Origin of the sequence: Coleofasciculus sp. B1-GNL1-01 (assembly GCF_040220235.1) — a bacterium.
Classification (GTDB): domain Bacteria; phylum Cyanobacteriota; class Cyanobacteriia; order Cyanobacteriales; family Coleofasciculaceae; genus Coleofasciculus.
Genome location: NZ_JAVJTO010000157.1, coordinates 133,487 through 150,473 on the forward strand (window position 1 = coordinate 133,487; position 16,987 = coordinate 150,473).

General features: G+C 46.1%; 17 protein-coding genes and 1 pseudogene. 6 read left to right on the top strand and 12 right to left on the bottom strand.

Annotated elements, in window-relative coordinates; all coding sequences use genetic code 11:
• Positions 1-450 precede the first annotated feature (450 nt).
• The 5 genes from RID53_RS34285 to RID53_RS34305 all read right to left on the bottom strand — a co-directional run bounded on the left by RID53_RS34285 (position 451) and on the right by RID53_RS34305 (position 6,306).
• A complete protein-coding gene (locus tag RID53_RS34285; RefSeq protein WP_446392363.1) occupies positions 451-1,701 on the bottom strand; it encodes a flavin-containing monooxygenase in 1,251 nt (416 codons plus the stop codon).
• A gap of 79 nt (positions 1,702-1,780) precedes the next feature.
• Positions 1,781-2,602 carry an SDR family NAD(P)-dependent oxidoreductase gene (locus tag RID53_RS34290; RefSeq protein ID WP_446392347.1) on the bottom strand — a complete coding sequence of 274 codons (822 nt, stop codon included), beginning with the start codon at positions 2,600-2,602 and terminating at the stop codon, positions 1,781-1,783.
• Between the two features lie 124 nt (positions 2,603-2,726).
• The gene (locus tag RID53_RS34295; RefSeq protein WP_446392348.1) at positions 2,727-3,707 is read right to left on the bottom strand and encodes an SDR family NAD(P)-dependent oxidoreductase; all 981 of its coding nucleotides are present in this window, start codon (positions 3,705-3,707) and stop codon (positions 2,727-2,729) included.
• A 432-nt stretch (positions 3,708-4,139) separates the two neighbouring features.
• Positions 4,140-4,334 (bottom strand): hypothetical protein, encoded by a 195-nt coding sequence (locus RID53_RS34300; protein ID WP_446376770.1) that lies wholly within the window; start codon positions 4,332-4,334, stop codon positions 4,140-4,142.
• A gap of 283 nt (positions 4,335-4,617) precedes the next feature.
• Positions 4,618-6,306, bottom strand: a complete 1,689-nt coding sequence (locus tag RID53_RS34305) for a potassium channel family protein (protein ID WP_446392349.1) — start codon at positions 6,304-6,306, stop codon at positions 4,618-4,620.
• A 250-nt stretch (positions 6,307-6,556) separates the two neighbouring features.
• Between RID53_RS34305 and RID53_RS34310 the strand changes: the two genes are divergently transcribed.
• Positions 6,557-7,420, top strand: coding sequence for an endonuclease/exonuclease/phosphatase family protein (locus tag RID53_RS34310; protein ID WP_446392350.1), 864 nt, complete (start codon positions 6,557-6,559; stop codon positions 7,418-7,420).
• Positions 7,421-7,515: 95 nt separating this feature from the next.
• Here RID53_RS34310 and RID53_RS34315 read toward each other — a convergent pair whose 3' ends face one another.
• Positions 7,516-8,343 carry a DUF2382 domain-containing protein gene (locus RID53_RS34315; RefSeq protein ID WP_446392351.1) on the bottom strand — a complete coding sequence of 276 codons (828 nt, stop codon included), beginning with the start codon at positions 8,341-8,343 and terminating at the stop codon, positions 7,516-7,518.
• A gap of 126 nt (positions 8,344-8,469) precedes the next feature.
• Positions 8,470-9,321 (bottom strand): DUF2382 domain-containing protein, encoded by an 852-nt coding sequence (locus RID53_RS34320; RefSeq protein WP_446392352.1) that lies wholly within the window; start codon positions 9,319-9,321, stop codon positions 8,470-8,472.
• A gap of 373 nt (positions 9,322-9,694) precedes the next feature.
• Here RID53_RS34320 and RID53_RS34325 point away from each other — a divergent pair, with 373 nt between their 5' ends.
• Together RID53_RS34325 and RID53_RS34330 are read left to right on the top strand one after the other, a co-directional pair.
• Positions 9,695-10,111 carry a thiol-disulfide oxidoreductase DCC family protein gene (locus RID53_RS34325; protein WP_446392353.1) on the top strand — a complete coding sequence of 139 codons (417 nt, stop codon included), beginning with the start codon at positions 9,695-9,697 and terminating at the stop codon, positions 10,109-10,111.
• Positions 10,112-10,245: 134 nt separating this feature from the next.
• Positions 10,246-11,097 carry a M48 family metallopeptidase gene (locus RID53_RS34330; protein WP_446392354.1) on the top strand — a complete coding sequence of 284 codons (852 nt, stop codon included), beginning with the start codon at positions 10,246-10,248 and terminating at the stop codon, positions 11,095-11,097.
• Positions 11,098-11,206: 109 nt separating this feature from the next.
• On the opposite strand, the gene RID53_RS34335 is transcribed toward RID53_RS34330, so the two are convergent.
• Complete coding sequence (locus tag RID53_RS34335; protein ID WP_446392355.1) at positions 11,207-11,956, bottom strand: metallophosphoesterase family protein; 750 nt, start codon at positions 11,954-11,956, stop codon at positions 11,207-11,209.
• Positions 11,957-12,280: 324 nt separating this feature from the next.
• Here RID53_RS34335 and miaE point away from each other — a divergent pair, with 324 nt between their 5' ends.
• Positions 12,281-12,895 carry a tRNA isopentenyl-2-thiomethyl-A-37 hydroxylase MiaE gene (gene miaE / locus RID53_RS34340; RefSeq protein ID WP_446392356.1) on the top strand — a complete coding sequence of 205 codons (615 nt, stop codon included), beginning with the start codon at positions 12,281-12,283 and terminating at the stop codon, positions 12,893-12,895.
• A gap of 203 nt (positions 12,896-13,098) precedes the next feature.
• Here miaE and tsaB read toward each other — a convergent pair whose 3' ends face one another.
• A complete protein-coding gene (gene tsaB / locus RID53_RS34345; protein ID WP_446392357.1) occupies positions 13,099-13,767 on the bottom strand; it encodes a tRNA (adenosine(37)-N6)-threonylcarbamoyltransferase complex dimerization subunit type 1 TsaB in 669 nt (222 codons plus the stop codon).
• Between the two features lie 3 nt (positions 13,768-13,770).
• Positions 13,771-15,330 (bottom strand): serine/threonine protein kinase, encoded by a 1,560-nt coding sequence (locus tag RID53_RS34350; RefSeq protein ID WP_446392358.1) that lies wholly within the window; start codon positions 15,328-15,330, stop codon positions 13,771-13,773.
• Between the two features lie 77 nt (positions 15,331-15,407).
• Between RID53_RS34350 and RID53_RS34355 the strand changes: the two genes are divergently transcribed.
• Entirely contained in the window at positions 15,408-15,581 is a 174-nt protein-coding gene (locus tag RID53_RS34355) for a hypothetical protein (RefSeq protein ID WP_446392359.1), read from the top strand.
• 242 nt (positions 15,582-15,823) lie between these two features.
• Positions 15,824-16,513 (top strand): hypothetical protein, encoded by a 690-nt coding sequence (locus RID53_RS34360; RefSeq protein ID WP_446392360.1) that lies wholly within the window; start codon positions 15,824-15,826, stop codon positions 16,511-16,513.
• A 99-nt stretch (positions 16,514-16,612) separates the two neighbouring features.
• Here RID53_RS34360 and RID53_RS34365 read toward each other — a convergent pair.
• Positions 16,613-16,837: pseudogene (locus RID53_RS34365) on the bottom strand (sensor histidine kinase); the annotation flags it as partial.
• A gap of 38 nt (positions 16,838-16,875) precedes the next feature.
• Positions 16,876-16,987 (bottom strand): transposase (locus tag RID53_RS34370; protein ID WP_446373407.1); only part of this gene is annotated, 112 nt, incomplete at its 5' end.

Consider the following 16,987-nt stretch of genomic DNA (forward strand, 5'->3'; position numbering starts at 1 on the left):
GAGCAAGATGCTCAATGTAGCGAGCAAGATGCTCGCACTACGGCAAGGATTTCTCCATTATTGACATTATGGTTTAAATGCCGAACAGCTTACCGCAGCTTAAAATATCGGGAGCATCCCAATTTGGCACGTTGGCTCTTTAAATGGGGCTGAAACCCTTACAATTGCGTTACTTTAGGTAATGCTTTGTCCAAAACGGGATGCTCCCAAAATATCAGCATACCGCAGCGGTGAGAGTGGCGCTTAATGTGAATATTGCGGTGTTACGCTACGCTAACAAACCCTACTGGCTACCTTTCTATTTCCAGTGATAACTTAATCAGGGCGGGTTTTGCTGTTCAGTTATTTCACCAATAGCTGAATTTAATCCCTAAACCCGCCCCTACAATTTGGCTAAATTTGCCCCTACAATTGGGGATAAATCCTTGGAAACCATCTACTTTTATTCGGTCAATGTTTAGCCGGGAGTGGACGGTTCTCAAAGTTGGGATATTTGGCATCAACTTTATCCGCTTTTTTCGCAATCCAGTTAAAGAAAAAATGAGCCAGTTTTAGCTGCCTAAAAATCTGCTGCGGATCAGATAAATGAGTCGTCGGGAACTCTTGTCCCATTTCTTTAAACACTAATCCTAGCGGCACATTAATTTTATCCTGAAGTTGCAGACAACGGGTAAAATAGGGTCCATAAGCCGCTATCAATGAGCCAACCCCGCCCCGCGCTTGTCCCCACCCGATGTAATAGAGTCCCTTGTAATCCTCAATAAACGAACCCCCATAACATTTAACCACGGGTCCTTCAACGCGCTGAAGTTCTTCCGGTAAGAAGGGATAGGCAACATGATAGCCAGTGGCACAAACAATTAAATCAAATTCCTGCTCACTCCCATCGACAAACTCGACCGTTTTTCCCTGAAGCCGACGCACCCCAGGCTTGGCAATAATCCGACCATGTTTAATATAGTACGGGACTTCATTATTTAACGTGGGATGTTTCTCAAAAATGCGATGCTTAGGTTTAGGTAAACCGTAATTTTCATGGGAGCCAAAGGTCAGTCTGATGATGCCATAAGCCATCAGCCGTTGTAACCATTCTGGCATCCACCATCGCACGATATCAGCTATCGGGACTCCCATAAACGTTTTGGGAATAAACCAAACGGATTCACGCATACTTAAAACACTCTTACGGCTTACCCGTGCAGCTTCAGCAGCAATATCACAGGCTGAATTTCCACCGCCAATCACTAGCACCCGTTTACCCCGCAGTTGCTCCGGTTTTTTGTAATCTTTAGAATGAATAATTTCCCCGTGAAATTGTCCCTCAAATTCCGGAAACCGTTTGCACCAGTGATGTCCGTTACAGAGTAATACGCCTTTATAAATCCGTTGTTCTCCATTGGCAAAGGTAACTTCCCAGAGATTATTTTCAATCGGTCGGATATACTCAACAGTACGATTCAGTTCAATCTCCTCCCGTAACTGAAAATGATCGGCAAAACGATTCAGATAATCCCGGATATTTTGAGCGCTGGGAAAATCGGGATAGTCATCAGGCATGGGAAAATGAGTAAATTGGGTAATCGTCCGGGATGAAATAATATGGGCAGTTTCATAAACCCCGTGATACCAATTGCCACCAATATCATCACTGCCATCCACCTGATCATAGGCAAGACCCGCCGCTTTCAGGGCTTGAGCCATACCCAATCCCACAAACCCTGCGCCGAGAATCAACTGCTTGTGACTCCTATTATCCTGCTGTACGGTTGAGCGAGAATGACTAACTTGCACCACGATTTAATCTTTTGGAAAACTCATTTGTAATCCAGTTTAATAAACTAGGACTGTATCGTTTGAAAAATTGGACATTTTGCGCGATCGCATCCGGAAATACGTGCAGTTGATCCCGCTGAATGCCTTGAATCGTCGCCGCCATCACCTTCACCGGATCTGTTGTCCAAGAGTCTGGCACACCTTGATGTCCCTCAGCGAGTGTGCCATACCGTTTAGCTTGCAGAATGGGGGTACGGCTAAAAAAGGGATAAACGGCTGTCACTTTGACATTGTAGTCCTTGACTTCATTGAATAGCCCTTCACTAAATCCCCGTAACCCATATTTACTAGCAGAATAATGGGTCAATCCTGCGGGTGCAAACCAACCCGCGACGGATGAAATATTCACAATATGCCCTTTTTGACGCGCAATCATATCCGCTACAAATAAGGAACTTAAACGCATTGGCGTGATTAAGTTCACCTGCATCAACCGTTCCCATTCCGGTGCTGGAACTTCATCCATGCGACCAAATACGGCAATTCCAGCATTATTAATCAAAATGTCAATCGGGATATCCAGGGCTTTAACCTGATCATACAGCGCTTCACAGCCCTCGCCAGACGACAAATCAGCCTCGAAGCAAGCCAGTACCTCCCCCGTGGCGACTTGACGCTGAATATCCGCCACCCGTTGATGTAGCGCGGGTTTGTCCAAATCCGTTAAAATTAATCGGCTACCCGCCATCAATAACTGTCGGGTTAATTCCTGTCCAAAGCCACCAGCGGCACCGGTAATCAGGACAACGGCTGAGCGTAGCTGGGTCATCTGTTTTTTTGGCTCTTTTACTCAAATTTACCCTCCCCCAATCAACCCCACCCTAACTCTCCCCAAATAACCCCACCCTAACCCTCCCCTTACCAAGGGGAGGGAACAGAGTTTGTAGTAAGTCCTATCCTATTTTGGGGGAGCTAAGTGATTGTAGCAGTAGCAGTGACCAAGGTACATTAATATTAGGTACCAGCCAGGGGGATTTTCTCAGGGCGGGAAAGACAAGGGGAAGCACGAAACGCAGAGACCGTAACGATACAGGACGCTCCCCGTTTTTGTCTACCAATCCGTAGTGTTTAGCCAACTCTGCCACAATCTGCACCCGTCCGGTTCGTCGCATCACTGTAGAATCTGCGGCTAGCGCTCCAATCACCCGTCCGGTGAGTAAGGGTGTTTCCCAGTTGTACCTTTCTTTTATGGCTGAGTTTTTCGGGTCAAGCCCTGTACTTTCATCCATATTGGCAGCAAATTGGGAAAACTTTTCCGTCCCCACAATTCCGGGCCAAATTGACAGGGATGCAATATTCTGAGGTTTGAGTTCAATCGCCATATCTGCGGCTAGGCGATCGCACGCTGATTTACCTGCACCGTAGGGAGGACTAAAAATATAGGATAAACTACCCCAAGACGAGATAGTACAGATAAGTCCTTGCTGATGCGGGGTCATCATCCGGGCGGCAAAAATACTGGCAACATAGTGACTCCGCAGCCCGACATTATTGCAAGCATCCCACAAACTCGGTTCACTCTCCCAGAACGGCTTTCCTGAAGCATCTGTTAAGGCTTGTACCCCGGCGTAAGCATTATTAACCAGCAAGTCAAGTTGTCCCTGTTCATCCTGGATACGCTCAAACAGTAAACGCACTTGCTCATCGTCACTGTGATCCACTTGCACGGGAATACAGACGCCACCAACTTCCTCAACGGCGGATTGGGTTTCCTGGAGACTCCCGGATACACCATCATCAGAGGTTGAACGCTCCAGGGTACGTCCTGTAATATACACTGTCGCCCCAGCTTCACCCAGCGCGATCGCAATTCCCTTGCCTAGACCCCGCGTTGCCCCTGTAACTACTGTGATTTTACCTTCAAGATGTTTCATAATTGTTTTTTTTCAGTTTATCTTGGCAGTACTTCAAGTGATGGCGACACCCAAGCCGTGATCAACCGTACCAGAATAGGAACAGTATGGTACGTTTGGTTAACTAACTGAAGAATCGGACTCTTTCCCCCCCCTATCCCGACGCCTATCCTACAAGGAGAGGGAAGCAGACCCTCATTCTAGAAAATAAGTTCTTTAACATTTAGAATCATTATTATGCCCTACAGTAAATTCACTCTGAGGAAAGTTGTAGAAGAGTTTCAACTCACAATCATTGAAGGAGTGATACCTCACGCTACAAGAAAATCGGCGGAATGGTCACAACAGTTGGGTGGTTAAGACGCCCAACAAATTATAGAGACGTAGCCAGCTACGTCTCTACCAGTTTTATTAGTTTAGACTGTTTCAAAATCCAGCCAATTCGGAAGACTATTAACGAGAGTCAGTCCCTTGGTTCGGATCGCCTTCTACACGCTTGTTTTCACCTTGGGCTTCCGGAATGGTTGCTGGATCTTTCTTAGAAGCTTGCTCTTCGGCTTGGGGATCTTTAGACTCCATACCCGTTGTTCTAGCTCCCGCAGCGGTTGTAGTTTGTTTACCTTTAGATGTTATGTCTTCTTGTGGCATAATTACATTCTTAATTTCGACGTTACGACCAATCCTACAAAACTAGGAGAGAATTTTCCTCTTCCTAAAATAGGATCTTGATTTATCTATCTCTCTATCTAAAGAATTAGTACGCTGACGCTATGGCGCTTGTGGAGTGGTGTGGTACACCTAAATGGATACATGAGTTGAGTTCATAAGTTCGTAGTAAGGGCTTTAGCCTTAGATTTTGGCGGGTTTAGTCACATCCCTTGTGAGATAAGAAACGATAGTAGTGAAACCCACCCCTACAGGTTCCCCAGATTCAACTCGCCAATAACTGAGACGGTGTAACTCGCCACAACTGTTCTAATTGTGACGCTGGCATGGTCAAGTATAAAACATCACCTGCCGCTAATGCTGTTTCCAATAAATCTCGACCGTGAAGCTTTTGATGTCGGGTTTCAATGTATAGAGGAACAAACTCAATATCCAGGGTTAAATCTCTCACCCGCTGTCCACAGAATGGATGCTTTAGCGTAATCGTTGTTGCCAACGCTACCCAAAGAGTATTCCCGGTCATACCATTGCCTAAAATACGCCCCCCTAAGGCGGCGGCGGCAAAGGCGGGTGTGGCTAATTCTGTGGGACTGAGTACTACTTCAAAATTAAAAACTTGCTGCACCCCTCGGGCAAATTGAGGGTCATGATTTCGCACCACGATGGGTAAATTGGGCGTTAAAGCTTTGGCACTTAAACTAATTTCGACATTGGTCATGTCGCTACTGGTTACCGCTAATAAGGCTTCCGCTGTATGGATATTCGCCGCTTTTAAATTAGTTGCCAAACTCGCATCACCGATAATCACCGGGACTCCCAAGGAACGGGCAACACCGAGAAATCGATTGTGGGTATCGGGTTCAATGACAACCACGTCATAGCCATGAGTATGCAGTTGATTAATGATCTGGACACCAATACCCCCCAAGCCACAAACAATATAATGATGACGACTGGGAACACGAGCGGCATCTAAAAATTGACTAAAACGAGTGCCTAAAATAAAATCGTTGAGTAGGGCGTAACAAATCCCAATTACACCTGCCCCAACTAACATCATCACCGCCGTAAAAACTTTGATACTGTCAGGTGCTAATTCTGCCACTTCTTCTTTCCCCCCCGCCCCAGTAATCATACCCACAGAAAAATAGAGGGCGTCAACAATTGAGGTATTCAACTGCACACTAACATAAGTAAGTGTGGCGATAAAAATCGTCAGAAGTAGGGCGAGAGTTCCAGCGAGAATGGGTTGACCATGGTGCTGAAACTGTTTCAGGTTCGTGAGAATCTTAAACAGTCGGCGCAGCCACAACCCTCGGCGGCTGCGGACATTGGGTTGAGTGCCAACAATCACGCGATCGCCTGGTTGTAAGGTTTGTTCTTGCACAACGGCGGACACTAAACTCACCTGCCCTTTCCGGGGTTGATAGTAGATGAACATCCGCGATCGATCGTCCCACAACTCACTCAATCGACGCCCGTTCCAGGGATGAGACTCATGAATGTATTCTTCGTGAATGGGCCAGGTTTGATTAAAGAGTCGCAATTGTCCAATCGCTTGATTCCCCATCGCAGCAAAGGCAAATACTGGGGCGGCTAATGCGGCGACACTGAGACTGACATGATTAGGCAGGATCTGATCCAAGCGATCGCCTAAGCTGGTGTTAAATAGCCGATTAATAATCCGAATCCGGGGATTAAGGACTCGGGCTTGGGTGAGAATCGCCAGATTCAAGGCATCATCGCTACAGGTGAGGACTAGAGTTTGCGCCTCCTGAATCCCAGCAGCGAGTAGGGTAGCGGCTGCCCGAAAATCGCCGATAATCAGATCCTGACAGTTACCCGGAACCAGGCGATCGCTAATTCCGACAACAGAGGCTCCCTGTTGCTTTAATAGTGAGAAAATTTGATAGCCAGTGCGACCCAAGCCACAAACGATGATTCGGGGTTTCATGAATTTGCTTTATCAACAGACAGAGTTTTGCCTGGTCGTGTTTTGAACACCTATTTTCCTACAGATTTACCGCGACCATTGTAACCGAAGACACCAAGACTAGCAGAAATCTGGAAAAAAGTGATCCGGGTTGATCATTTATCCGGCAAATAGGGTGGCTTTTTTTACGGTTATCAGCAGCAATCCCTCTTTATTGACGAAAGGAAATCTTCACTCTTAAACTTAATAGTAATTAACTAGAAAAGAGTTTATGACCAAGCCTCCGATTCCTCCAGACCTACAAGAACTCAATCCTAAGAGGTTTAATCCCGAAAAACAAGCTTGGACTCAATCAACCGATGTTGTCAGTGACACAAAAACCAGTGAACTAACACTGGTCACCTATAATATCTGGTTTTCCGACTATCATCGCCAACAACGCCACAAGGCAATACTGAAGCTAATTCAAGACTGCGGGGCTGACGTGATCGCGTTGCAAGAAGTGACACCGCCCTCTCTCAAACTCATTTTAGACCAAGACTGGATCAGAAAAAATTATTATAGTTCCGACACCACCGGAGAAACGGTGAATCCTTATGGCGTTCTCCTGCTGTCTAAGTTTCCCATTCATCGGTTATTTTTCTGTGATCTGATTAGCCAAATGAGTCGCAAATTTCTCTGTGCTGAACTGCGGATTAATGGACAACGGTTTAATCTAGCTACGGTTCATTTAGAAAGCAAAAAAAGGTTTGCCCCCATCCGTGCCATGCAGCTTGCTGATATTTTTCCCCTATTGGAAAATGCCGATCATGCGGTACTGATGGGAGACTTTAATTTTTGTTCCTCTTGGGAAGATGAAAACCGTAATCTTGACCCTCGCTATCAAGATCTGTGGGCAGTTCTTAGAGAGAATGAACTGGGTTATACAGAAGATACGGATATTAATGTCATGCGGTTACAGCAAAAACAGAAACATAAAAAAGTCCGCTTTGACCGTATATTACTCCGTTCTGCTGCTCCAGGTTGGCAGCCGCAATCCATTGAACGCTTGGGATTAGACCCGATTTCCCCGAATTGTCCTAATGTTTTTCCATCTGACCATTTTGGTTTAGTTGGTCATCTAATCAGTAGGTAGGTACAATAAAAGTTAGTCATTTGTCATTTGTCATTTGCTCCCTTATCTTCCTCATCTCCCCCAACTCCCTCTGCTTCCCCAGCTTCCCCTGCTTTCTATTTACTTCCACGACAGCGATCAAACATCTGTTGGTACGTTTCCTGAAGCTCTGGATTGTCCACCACTAGCTCTACACGCACGTTAACACAGCCGTGATTATCTTGTAGCGCGATCGCGGCTAAAAGATCGCTGGCGGCTTTTGGCGAAACAAATTCACCCTTGACAGTAGTCGTTGTCGGTAGACTCGTCTCTACACTATCAGAAACACCTGTAACTTTCCCTTTCCCTAAATCAATTTCTGCCAGTGGTTTCGAGTCTTCGCCAACTTGTTCAACAATTAATTTTTCCCGTCGTACCGGAACTTCTACCACACGGGTTTCAATTTCTTTGCGAACGACGACTTCGCCGACTTTCTGCTTACTGCGGTTAACGACTAACTTTTCTTCTAGCAAGCGAATCATGTCTTCTTCGACTATCTCTGACGTCTGATCAGACTGTTCTAGATCAGGATTCACTCTCTCTTCAACTTCTATAGCCTTTTCCAAATCCACAGCACTTGTAGAGGTTACGTCCTTTTTTTGATAAACAGGCAGGTATTCAAGTTCGGCTGGTGATAGGTCAATAATTACAGATCTATTTTCTGGATCAATGGTCTGAATGTGCTGGCGACTAAGGAGAAACCAAGGAGAGTCAATGGTTGCCCCTTGGGTAGACATTACCATATAAAGGCGATGATTTTTGGCGACGCAGAAATCCTCAACCCGCCCCAATACTTTACCTTTTTGATTCACGATGCTAAAAAAGGTGAATCTTTCTCTAAATTGATCTAATAAATTTTTAATTCTTTCTTTTGTATAACTTCCTTTCGGTTCTTCTTGGATCATCCTTTACATCTCCGACTCAATTCGTGCAACCTAGCAAAACTCACTAAACGCAGGGTGGGCATTGCCCACCCCCGTATCCACCAGTTTATTTATTTCAATTGGTGAAAGTCAAGATTTCTTAGAATTCTACCGACGACCTTTGACAACAGGATTGCCATCTACATCGACTTCTAATTCTTCGCGGCGAACCTTTTCTTGGGCATCTACGGTGTCACGTTCAACTTCTTTCTTGACACCAACTTCTTCCCGCACAAAGGCTTTCTTATCGATATTCGCTGCTTCTTCATGAACTTCCATGCGAGCCACTTCACCTTCATGGAAGTCAACATTACCGGGTTGAACTTCGCGGGCTGCGGAAGGCGTATTGCGCTCAATGACTACCCGTTCTTTTTCTACAGGAACTGATACCTGAGCTGTTTCAGATTCTACATGCTTACCTAGAGCAACTTCGCCACTCTTATAACGGTCTTTGTTAGCAATTAGTTTCTCTTCGTACAGCTTGAGATTTTTATGATTCTGCTCAGTAGTGGCGTAGAGTTCAGGCTCATGATCATAACTGTAGGTGTCGCGATTATAGGTGGTTGCCTGAGCCGATGTTGATGCCGTTGAGCGATTAGTCGCCATGGGTCGGTAGACGTTGCGGACTCGTTCTTCGTAGTCGTAGTCGATGCTCATGTTGTCATGGTATTCCGGTAAGCTTTCAGCTTGGGCTTTGGTCATACCAATCACATAAACCCGATGACGATCATAGTCCATCCGGGCATAACCTACAGGTAACAAGACCTTTTTACCAAAGATCCAGAAGCCTGTATCAATGACTAGATACCGGAAACGACCATTTTCATCTAGAAGAGCGTCATGAACTTCACCGATTTTCTCTTCACGATCTGAGTAGACATCATATCCTTTGATATCATCGCCACCAAAAATCTGTTCTTTATAATTGGGGTAAAACTTTTCTATTTTGATGAGATTCATAGATTGGTCTCCGTGTTTCTTTAATTTCAAGCTTTGAGAGTTCAACTCTCGCACTCTAATTTCAGATTACACAAAAAATACTTGTATTTAATCCCTCAAAAGACATAAACGAAGAAAATAAGCTGGTAATTGTTTATACAACGGTACTACTATTTTCTTTCACTTAAAATGGTTAGGCTTATTAATTAACTTAACCTCTATGCAAATTTCCAAACTTTAACACTATCTCACTAGCCTAAAGGACTTACATCATAACTATGCAAATAGCAGTAAATTAACACAATTGCTTATTTTTGTTATCCTCCTATAGAAATAGCTAAAATTAGGTAGAGTCAATAAAGATAATTCATAAGGAGTGCGATTAACCCCTTTGATGCGATATCACGTTATTTACGACGGCAACTGCAATCTTTGTGTCACCTTAGTGCAGCTTCTGGAAAATCTGGATCAAGGACAGCAGTTTGACTACATTCCCATGCAGGATGAAGCCGCCTGTGAAACCTTTGGTATTACTGCTCAAGACTGCGAAATGGGGATGATTCTCATTGATGGGGCGTCCCCGGAACGTCGGTGGCAAGGGAGTGAGGCGGCGGAGGAAATTGGGCGTCTGTTGCCGATGGGAGAGGTATTCGTCTCGGCGTATCGAGCAATGCCTGGAATGAAGTGGCTGGGCGATCGCACCTATCAACAGGTTCGTGATAATCGGTATAGTTGGTTTGGCAAGCGATCGAGTACCTACAATTCAGCTTATCCTCTGGGATGTCAGGATAACCAAAATTGCCAGACGTAATTGGATCGCCGATCGCCCTCTGCTTACCCTCCTCTACCAGAAAGTGTTTCTTGAGAGCCAATGGCAACTTATACCCTGTAAGTAGCGTCTATTGTTTGAGTGCCTGAACTGTAGCTATTTTAATTTTATGTACCATGGCTAATCCTTTCTCCATCTGGTCTCATCGTCACCGTCGTCGTTTATTATATCCATTCGTGTCAGCGATCTTGACGTTTAGCCTGATCGTGGGTACACCTCAGGTGAGTCAAGCAATTCCCTGGCTGGATCTGATTTTCCGAGGCGTCCAGATTATCCAACTTTCCAATATTTCTGATCGCCAGGAAGTCGAGATCGGAGAACAGATCAATCAGAAGTTGGTGAGAAACCAGATTCAACTCTATCGCAATTCCCGTGTCAACCGCTACATTGATCAGATTGGTCAGCGATTGGCAAAAGAAACTCAACGCTCGACTATTCCCTATACGTTTCAGGTGGTTGAGGATGACAGTATTAATGCTTTCGCGACTACGGGCGGTTTTGTTTATTTGCACACAGGTTTGATTGAAGCGGCAGACAATGAGGCTCAACTGGCGAGTGTGATTGCCCATGAAATCGGGCATATCGAAGAAGAACACATGATTGAACAAATGCGCCAGACAGCGATCGCCAGGGGAGTAGCCGTTGCCGCCGGTCTAGATCGCAATACCTTAGTCAATATTGGCGTAGACTTGGCGCTGCGGTTACCCAATAGTCGTGAAGATGAATTGGAGGCGGATCAAGTTGGGTTAGATATCCTCAAAAAAGCAGGCTACGCACCGTCAGCCATGGTCAATTTCATGGAAAAACTCCAGAAGAAAAGCGGTTCCGTCCCCTCTTTCCTCAGTACTCATCCAGGGGTTGACGATCGCATTAACGCATTGAATCAGGCGATCGATCCGGCTGAAGCTACTGTCGGTGATGGTTTGGATGAAAGTGCCTATAAAGCCAAAATTCGCCCCCTGCAATAGGATGATCTCTGGTAGCAACATCCATCCCTCGTTCTTTGGGTTCCCAGCTTCCCAGACGTGCCATGGCACGTCTCTACATTGCTTCCCCAGCTTCCCCAGCTCCCCCATACTAGGAACGGAGTACAGAACGACGTGGTAAGAGTTGGGAAGGCTCTACCCTTGTCACCGCCTCCTCAAGTGGCATTTGGCGAACCCGTTGTCGAAAAACATTGGCTTGATAAACCCGTGAGTTTGTCAGGTCTAATCCTGTGAGCCAACCACTTTTCGGGTGATACGCGCCTGTGTCAATATCCAACCATCCTCGCCCTTGGGCAATTCGTCCCGGTTGTACTCCTGGCAAGGTAAAGGTAATCGTATGACCAATGATAATTAACTTATCGGTAAAATAAGGCTCTTGAATGCTATGAAATTCGTCTCTAATCCAACAGAATTGTTCTGTCGTTTGCTTTTCCAGGGGTAAACGGGGATGAACTCCAGCATGGACTAACCATGTATCTCCCAAATCAATATGGGTGGGTAAGGTACGCATCCACTCGATATGGTCTTGGCGGACGCCATTCTCACCATAACTATTGATGGTACTGTGACCGCCACTATAGAGCCATGCTTGCAGGGCTGGACCATAGATTTCTCCCTGACCCAGGATTTCTAATAGCATTTGCTCATGATTGCCTAGCAAGCAAGGATAAGGGCTTTGCTTGACAAATTCAACAACTTGAGAGCTTTGGGGACCCCTATCAATTAAGTCTCCCAAAAAATAGACCTGATCGTCTTTACTAGGAGCGATCGCATCCAATAAGGTCATTAGGGTATCGTAGTGCCCATGCACGTCACCGATAACAATCCGACGGTGAGTCATTGTTTATTGATCCAAATCCGTGTCGTCAAATAATAGGTAGCACCCATAAACGTTTACTTGCACCAGTTTGGTTACCAAAAGCTGGACTATTGTGTGCCGAGGTATGTTTACCAGGGGTAGGCAAGATTTTCAGGGTCAGGATACTCTATTATCTATTAGTTAAAACAAGTGCTAACATCTATCTTCCGGGTTTCAGAGAAAATTCATTGAATTTCACACCTTTTCCGCTTAGCATCCAGCACGCCATTGATAAATACCAGTTTCCTCGAATACCAGTCTCTATCCTAATCATCTTCCCCCTATTGTGATTCAAAAGACAGTTCGATGTCACCAAAACCTGTGTTAGATTCTCCCTGGGTAATGATTCATGCCCTCCAACAACCCACGAGCTGGACTTGGGTTGAACAAGCCTTAGCTCACCCTGATCTCATTCTACTCGACCATTCCCAATGCGAACGCAAAGCGGCAGGTGTCGCCCTGAATTTAATCTTTCGCTACCCATCGAGTACGCAACTGGTTCGTCAGCTAACCGCGATCGCACGCGAGGAATTGGATCACTTTGAGCAAGTCAATCAATGGCTGGAACGACGGGGTATTTCCTTAGCATCTCTATCCCCGTCACCTTATGGCGCTAAGCTAACAGCCCAGATTCGCCGTCATGAACCGGAGCGGCTATTGGATTCTTTACTGGTTGCGGCTTTAATTGAGGCTCGCTCTCACGAACGGCTGGGATTACTGGCAACTCACTGTCCTGACCCGGAGTTAGCCGAGTTTTATCAAGGTTTGATGACATCTGAAGCACGACACTATGGGGTGTACTGGGTGCTAGCGGACACCTATTTTGAGCGGGAGGTTGTCAGCCAGAGGTTAGCAGAACTGGCAACTGTAGAAAGTCAGTTACTTAGCACGCTTTACCCGGAACCTCGTATTCACAGTTAAGTAAGGGCTGTTGAATAAGTGTTGTGGTGAGGGAGAGTGGGGGAAGCTGGGGAAGCTGGGGGAGCAAGGGTACATTTTTCCTGAGCAAGGTGATGCCATTCTTATGAAGAATACTACCCGATTTCCTTGAATCAAACCCTCTGTCAATAAAGCTCAAAGTATTGATGGGCTTTGCGGTTTTGGCTTTGTGCAGCAGAACCTACTTAGTCGCTTTTTGTTCCAGTAACTGGATGCTGTCCATAAAATGGTAACGTATCGAACCAGTGAGGACGCTTTCCTTGCTGCCAATCTAAATAAGCCAAGTTTAATACACTGGTGACACAGGTTCCTAAATTAACGGATACCTCAATGAGTTGATAGGGGAGGTTTTGATTGTCTAGGACGTGTTGCCAGATATCGGGTGTCATCACGGCATCGGGTACAAGCGGCGTCAAGCTGGAACCGTCTGAAGATCGCTGATAGATTGCCGTATATAACTGTCCCCGTCGAGCAGGCATTTGTAGCGCGATCGCTCTTTTGTGTGAGGTTTCTAGCTGTTCTTTCCCTGGAAGCATGACCGACCAAGCCACAGCTGCCAGGGTGGAAATGGCAAATAACGGAATATCCAGTTGCTGTGCCAACGTCCGGGCTGTTACCACACCAATACGAGTGCCTGTAAAACTGCCGGGACCTTTGGCGACGGCAATAAATGCCAAATCTGACCAAGCGTTTGGCAGTAAAAACTCACTCAAGTGCTGATGTAAGTGAGTTGATAAATCTCGTCCCAAATCCCAGGTAGCCGCACGATGATCACTCTGAAAATTACGAATGGCTAATCCGAGTTGGGGACTGGTGGTATGTAGGGCTAAACCGTATCGGTTGTCATTGGTCATTTGTCATTCGTTATCATTATCTTCCTCAATGGTTTCGGGTTTCTTGGGTAGGGGAGCTTCTGGGGGAGCAGGCGCTTTTTTCATGTTTTCTAGGGGTTCACTAACAGATTCAGACGGGGGTTCACTGACCGATTCAGAAGACTCAGCCGATTGGGGAACCTTTTGAGAAGGGGCTGGCGGTTCTGGCGGTTGAGATTGATTTGGGGATGCTGGGGATGAATTAGGTGAAGGTTTAGGGGTTGAAGTTGGCGATTTTTTCTCAGAGGAGGGTGATTCTGTAGGAGTGGATGAAGGGTCTTCAGAAGTTGGTGAGGGAGAGGGTTCAACTGAATCACTCGATTTTTTGGGGAATCTCGGAAAAGAGCGGCGAGAGGGTTTCTGTTCCTGCTCTGAGGAAGGGGCATTTTTGTCCTGGCTGGATTCAGTCGTTTCCTGGAGCGTATCCTCACTATCATTAAGTTCGGTATCAGGATTTAGGGGTTCCTCTGGGGATGAGGGTTCAGCCGCTGGTGGGGTTGACAGATTTTGAGACTGATACCAAATCGTTCCCAATCCGACTAAACCTGTAGCAATAACAGCGCTCATTCCTAGTAAAACGGGAGAAACACCTAAGCGTCGATGCCAAGGCGTATATTGAGTAGGTTGGGACTCTCGCTGACGGGAACTGGCTTCCTGTGGCGGTGTTAAAGCAATTGTGACACCATTGGTGGTCGATACAGGATGGGAGAGGAATTCCTGGTTGGGTTCAAAGGATACATCCGGCAACAGAGATAGCCATTCGGCTACCGATGAAGGGCGATAACGCGCCTCAATTGCCATCCCGCGCATGACCGCTTGATTTACGGCAGCACTGAGTTGGGGTTGGAGATCACGGGGAGCGGGCATGGGTTGGCGCTCCCGGATAACGGCGGGTGTGGGGATTTGGGCAGTTAAAAGGGTATAGAGAGTGGCGGCTAAACCGTAAACATCGGAGGCTGGGGTGCGTTTTTCTTTGATTAAATACTGTTCTAAAGGAGCATAGCCCTCAGACAGCATGTTAGTGTGGGTTTGAGTTGTATTCAGGCTAAATTCTCGTGCAATGCCAAAGTCGATGAGGACAACTTGATGTGTTCCTTCTCGTCGGAGGATATTGGCTGGCTTAATATCGCGGTGGAGTAAACCTTTTTGATGGACTACGGTTAAAGCGTCCCCAATTTGGCAGATGTAATGAATGGCGGCGGCTTCACTGAGGGGTTTGCCGGGAAGTAAAATCTCTTGTAAGGTCTGACCCTCTACATAGTCCATTACCATGTAGGGCCACCCTGCTTCCACAAAGAAGTCACTGACTCGGACAATATTGGGGTGGGTACACAAGGCGAGCCGTCGTGCTTCATCCTGGAATAGGCGCTGAAACCGAGAGCAGTCCGGGTTACGATGCATGGACTCGTCTAGGGTTTTAATCACCACCACCTGACCTAAATAGTGATGGGTAGCTTTATAGGTGATGCCAAAGCCCCCTCGTCCTAATTCTTGCTCTAGAGTGTATTTGCCACCCTGTAGGGTTTTACCAACTAACGAGTTCATACACTGACCTTAGGGTTGAGAAAAAATTGTCAGTTCAGAATTCACTTTAACTCAGAATTTCTGGATTTAGGGATAAGGTGTTAGGGAATGCGAACGATGGGGAAGCAGGGGGAGCAGAGGGAGCAGGGGGAGCAGAGGGAGCTGGGGGAGCAGAGGGAGCAGGGGAAGCAGGGGGAGCAGAGGGAGCAGGGGGAGCAAGGGAAGCAGGGGGAGCAGGGGGAGCAGGGGGAGCAATGGTACATTTTCCCTGATAGTGGTGCAAGGAGATGAAAGGGTTTGACCTTTTTTCCTTGAACAAGAGCAACTATCAATGCCACTCAAAGCCTTGATAGTTAATGGTTTCGGCTTTATGCAGCCAACCATACATATAGAAGACTGTGCGTAAATCCTGTCCCTATCTCCATCATGAAACTAGCACTTCAGATCAAGCACTTCGGATCAAGCCATTGTCAATGAGAAGTTTTAACATATCCCCCCTGAGAACGCGACACCAGTGAAGCAACAGAGTTTACGACAATGGTTTCGATGGCTGACTCGGTGGATTCGCCGCATCTTTCAGAAACCAGAAACGTTCCAACCAACGTTTTTGGTTCTTGAGCGCACCTATTCGGCTGATGAATCCATCGTGCTTTTGTCCGTCGAACGAGACGCGCCGGGTGCTGTAGGAACCTGGTATCTACTGAATCAACACAATCCCCGTCACAATCTATTGATTACCCTTGACAACTTGGCGGCGATTCGATTGGCTTTGGATGCTAACTCATTTTCCGATAGGGATACGTCTATCTTGGAGCTATCGTTAGCCCAGGAAGACCAGATTTTTCGGACTCATCGGTTTAGCGTGCAGTGGATTATTAAATTGAAGAGTTCGCGCAAGGTTTTTCATTTGATTGGAACCTGGGATCTCGACCTACAAGGTGATACCTGGGACCCTAATACCAGTGCATTTACCATTGGTCGTTTAGTGGTGCGAGAGGCGTTGAACTTACCGCCGCTTCCGGGAGTGTCGTGGCGTTTCCGGATGACTGAGTTTCCCTGGATTGAGAGCTTGCAGAGCTATAGCAAGATGGTATTGGGGGATAACCATAATTGTTATACCAAGAAGCTGAATCTGAAAGAACTCAAGGAACTTAGAGATGAAATTGAGCGGGGGCGAGGTTATAGAAAACGTCATAAATCATGAATAGGGCTTGCTGAATAAGTCTTGTGGGGAGGGAACAGGGAACGGGGAACACAGAATAGTTGTAGTGCGAGTGTGTCGGGAGCTATTTTTTAGAGTTTTTTAGGTATAAGTTCCGGTTAACGGAATTTCTATGATAAATTCTGTTCCTTGTCCAAGCGCAGATATGCAACTAAGTTGACCTTTGTGTTTTTCGACGATAATTTGATGACTAATTGATAATCCTAATCCTGTGCCACTTCCCACTGGCTTGGTCGTAAAAAATGGATCAAATATCTTCTGTTGCACCTCTTCACTCATACCCGTACCATTGTCGGCAATCCCAATAATAAGGCTGGCTCTTTCAGACTAACTATGATAAATTACTAGCCAAAATACCAATTAAGCAGAACCCTTCTTCTAAAATTATCAAAATTATTTAACCCATAACCTCTTCTTTTAATTAGCTTAATTTTTTGATTAATTCCCTCCACTGTC

Coding starts and splice junctions, on each gene's coding strand:
- RID53_RS34285 (WP_446392363.1), bottom strand. CDS start 1,701: ATGGCTCAAGCCCTGAAAGCGGCGGGTCTTGCCTATGATCAGGTGGAT.
- RID53_RS34290 (WP_446392347.1), bottom strand. CDS start 2,602: ATGACCCAGCTACGCTCAGCCGTTGTCCTGATTACCGGTGCCGCTGGT.
- RID53_RS34295 (WP_446392348.1), bottom strand. CDS start 3,707: ATGAAACATCTTGAAGGTAAAATCACAGTAGTTACAGGGGCAACGCGG.
- RID53_RS34300 (WP_446376770.1), bottom strand. CDS start 4,334: ATGCCACAAGAAGACATAACATCTAAAGGTAAACAAACTACAACCGCT.
- RID53_RS34305 (WP_446392349.1), bottom strand. CDS start 6,306: ATGAAACCCCGAATCATCGTTTGTGGCTTGGGTCGCACTGGCTATCAA.
- RID53_RS34310 (WP_446392350.1), top strand. CDS start 6,557: ATGACCAAGCCTCCGATTCCTCCAGACCTACAAGAACTCAATCCTAAG.
- RID53_RS34315 (WP_446392351.1), bottom strand. CDS start 8,343: ATGATCCAAGAAGAACCGAAAGGAAGTTATACAAAAGAAAGAATTAAA.
- RID53_RS34320 (WP_446392352.1), bottom strand. CDS start 9,321: ATGAATCTCATCAAAATAGAAAAGTTTTACCCCAATTATAAAGAACAG.
- RID53_RS34325 (WP_446392353.1), top strand. CDS start 9,695: ATGCGATATCACGTTATTTACGACGGCAACTGCAATCTTTGTGTCACC.
- RID53_RS34330 (WP_446392354.1), top strand. CDS start 10,246: ATGGCTAATCCTTTCTCCATCTGGTCTCATCGTCACCGTCGTCGTTTA.
- RID53_RS34335 (WP_446392355.1), bottom strand. CDS start 11,956: ATGACTCACCGTCGGATTGTTATCGGTGACGTGCATGGGCACTACGAT.
- miaE (WP_446392356.1), top strand. CDS start 12,281: ATGTCACCAAAACCTGTGTTAGATTCTCCCTGGGTAATGATTCATGCC.
- tsaB (WP_446392357.1), bottom strand. CDS start 13,767: ATGACCAATGACAACCGATACGGTTTAGCCCTACATACCACCAGTCCC.
- RID53_RS34350 (WP_446392358.1), bottom strand. CDS start 15,330: ATGAACTCGTTAGTTGGTAAAACCCTACAGGGTGGCAAATACACTCTA.